The organism is Aequorivita soesokkakensis, from assembly GCF_001641085.1.
GTDB classification, from domain to species: Bacteria; Bacteroidota; Bacteroidia; order Flavobacteriales; family Flavobacteriaceae; genus Aequorivita; species Aequorivita soesokkakensis.
Genome location: NZ_LXIE01000042.1, coordinates 1 through 3,531, shown reverse-complemented (window position 1 = coordinate 3,531; position 3,531 = coordinate 1). Strand labels below are relative to the sequence as shown.

At 45.8% G+C, this 3,531-nt stretch carries 2 protein-coding genes; both read right to left on the bottom strand.

The window, feature by feature from the left end; all coding sequences use genetic code 11:
• The coding region (locus tag A7A78_RS11970) for a proprotein convertase P-domain-containing protein (protein WP_131811144.1) at positions 1-3,134 on the bottom strand (3,134 nt) is incomplete at its 3' end.
• Positions 3,135-3,393: 259 nt separating this feature from the next.
• Entirely contained in the window at positions 3,394-3,519 is a 126-nt protein-coding gene (locus A7A78_RS15375) for a T9SS type A sorting domain-containing protein (RefSeq protein WP_423190704.1), read from the bottom strand.
• Between the last annotated feature and the right edge of the window lie 12 nt (positions 3,520-3,531).

Here is a 3,531-nt window from a genome sequence, read left to right as displayed (position 1 = left end):
TAAGGGAAGCCTATCTCGTCAACGTCGATAGAGTTCACGATCATATCGTTCGGAGGAGGCGTAGGCGTACAGGTAACGTCAAGGGTGAAGTTGCCGGTCGCACCGCCAAAGCCGTGCACAAGGATCAGGTAGCTCGTGTTGCCGTCGCTGGCGAAGGTAATCTCGCTCTGAAGACCACAGGAGTCGTCGTTGCCATCAACGCAGGTAAGCGGGGGCGCGTTGCAGTCCCCTGTGTAAACAGAGATCTTGGAGTCGTAGTCCGTACCGCTGCACAAAGAAAGCGTGATAGTGCCGGGAAGGCCGCTGTTGTCGTCAAGGCTGTACCAAACTCCAGGAGAGGTAACCGCCGTGCCGCAATCAGGGGCAACGCCGGTGTCTATGGTAGCACCGTCCGTAGTCCCGCTAACGGAGTCACCGCAGCTAACCGCTATTGCGCCACTACAGTCGTCATTGGCCAAGGGGTCCTCACAGGTAACGTCAAGGCTGAAGTTACCGGCATTGCTGCCAAAGCCCTCGACCATTATGTAATAGGTGGAGGTACCGTCCGACTGGAAGGTAACCTGGCTCTGCAGGCCGCAGAAATCATCGTTCACCGCAAGCTCGTTCAGAAGGTCGCAGTCATCAAAAACGCGGAGCAATGAATCATAGTCCGTAGCAGCACAAAGGGAAATGGTAACCAATTGTGGCGTACCACTGCCCGTGAACTTATAGAAAACGTCCGGAGCGGCGTTCCCGCCAGAATCCGTAGCCGTCAACGTCTCGCCCGTAACACTGTCCCCGCAAGCCAATACATAAGCATTTGAACAGTCATCATTAGTGATTACCGGCGGCACGCAAATAGACATAGAGAACTGAAGTACCTGTCCAGTATCACCTCCAGCAGTGTCACAAACTTTTAAGCTCCAATCGCCCGTGATGTCTTCCCCCGCAAATGCCGCGGCAAAAGTACCTCCCATAGGCTCGTAGGGTCCAACTCCAAATGGAGCAGTTGCAGTTGCAATATCTGCACCGCCGTCTTCAAACATTGTTCCATTGTAAGCATTATCCGTATTACCACTTAGGTTATCGGCCAATAAAAGTTCAGTACCGGCAGGAGAAACAAGATATAGCTCAAGATCGCCACTCCACGTATGAGTAATATCAATCGTAATGTTCTCAAGGTTAGTACCCGAACCTATTGTACCTGCATCAGCTACACTAACAGGAATCAAGTTGGGTGCGTTTGCACAATCTGCCGTAGAGGTTCCTGCGCCATCAATATCGAAAGGTACGGCAGTACTATCATAAGCAGTGCTGACGCAAGTGCCACCGCCGCCAATTGGCTCGCAAAAAGCAGAAAACACATAAACTCCATCATAGGTAGGATCTGGAATAACAAATGGAGTTCCATCACTAAAAGCTAATGGATTACCAACAGCACTAGCTGTAGTCATACTCCAGAAAGCAACACTGTTATCGCTAGTTGTTACTTGAATAGCAATCCAATATGTAACATCACTACCAGCATCACCCGGCAACGAAACAGGAGTTAAATCCATAACTACTTCAGAAATGTCGTATCCAAAATTACTTCCCAAAACGGTACTTGATGTTGGAACAACTGTTTCAGAATTGATAGCAGTTCCTGGAAGGCCGGCCGCATCATCATAAATAGTTACAAGAACAGAAGCAGCTGTAACTCCCGGTAACATCCAAATATTTGGTGTAATACCATTAAGAGTCATGTCATTACCAGTGGCAACAATAATATCATTTGCGGCAGTCCAGTTGTTGTTTGCACTACAACCTCTTCCGTTTTCAAAAGCGTTTTCAGGATTACTTTGGTCGCAAACGCTTCCTCCGCCCCCGCCACTATCGCAGCTATAGGTTCTAAATGTATAATCGAAATCTGGGAATGAACCATAACCTGCATTGGCAAAAACATTTCCGCCGGGATATGGATTAGTAGTATCTCCAGCAACACATGGCAATGCAGCGTCTCCATCAATTACTATATAATAGGTATTTCCAGCTGTAACATTTACTACTGGATCCCAAAAAACATCTGTCCATGCTGTACCATCAGTTTGACTGGTTCCACTTGCAAGCATAGTTCCTCCCCCATTTGGAAGACCATCCCATAATGATAGATTTACATTGAGTCCAGTAGATGCTCCTGTAAACATTATACCAGCTCCAGCAGATATAGGCTCAGTGGGTATATAAGATTGGGCCAAATCCGTTTGAGTAATAAAAGCCATACAAGTATTAGTAGAAGGTTGGTTTACTTCTAAAATTGGGCTTCCGCAAGCACCGCCGCCACCTCCGCCGCCAGCTTCTTCCCCAACTACGTTCATAATCATATGAACATTAGGAAATCCAATAGCAGCAAAATCAGTAGGTGTGGTTATTCCACATGCAGCAGAAGCAATCCATGAAACTCCAGTTTGACCCGCAGCATTGGAGCCTGGGAAAAAGACATTGGCAGCTCCAAGGTTTATTTTCATTTCATAAACCATAATAGCTCCAGCTGGTATTGTAGCATTCAATGGAACAGAAACAATTGTAAGGTTATCAGGCACATCAACAGTATAGTTAGCGGTTCCCTGCAGGGTCAATGATCCGGGAAACCCAGTGGGAAATGGTCCAGCGGTTGAATAAATATTCAAGGTCAGCGCCACTGGTCCAGTAATTTCTTCCACACCAAATTCAACACTTGAAACATTAAAATCATCCGAAATACCAAAATCATTGGCAAGATCAAAATCGCGGTAAAAACTGTTTTCGTCTGGAATACCTCCAGCATTACAGGTTACTGTTCCAGGAACAATACTTTGGGACACACTATGGGTTATCACCACAGGCACCAAACTATTGTAAAAGGAATCTGACTGCATATTTCTAGATGCAGTTCCGGCAGGGGAATTTGTTACAGCTCCCCAAGTACTGTTGGAAGCCGACATAGATGTCGTTCCGTACAAATTTCTTTGCAAAGGAGCTATTTCATCTAGAGAAGTAGAAGATCTACCATCATTTGAAATTTGCTTTACCTTTTTAAAGGAAACAGGATCGTTAGACCCTGTCGATTTTGCATCAGTCTGGCTATATCCTATAGCACATACCATCAGCAAAATTAGCATGGTAATTTTTTTCATAATTAAAACAGTTTAGTTAGTAATTGATTTAAGAAACTAAAACTAACTCCAAAAAAACAAATATCAAAGCTTTTATCAATAAGAATTTCAATACGTTATCAATAATCAATCAAATTAACATTTATGCAAATAAATCGGAAATCGGAAAGCCAGTTCGGGAGGGCTGAAACACACGGATTGAAGGCTAGGCTTCTGGGCACAAAAAAACCACCCGCGCTTGGCGGGTGGTTCAAATCATAAACAAAGGCTCTCTAGGGCACTAGTCCTTCAGCACCTTGTAAGTGCCTATCTGGCCGTTGACGCTCACCTTCATCAGGTAGGTGCCCGGGCTAAGTGCCGAAACGTCCAGCTGTGAGCTGGTGGCATCAACACGGCTGTCCATCACCCGTTGCCCCAA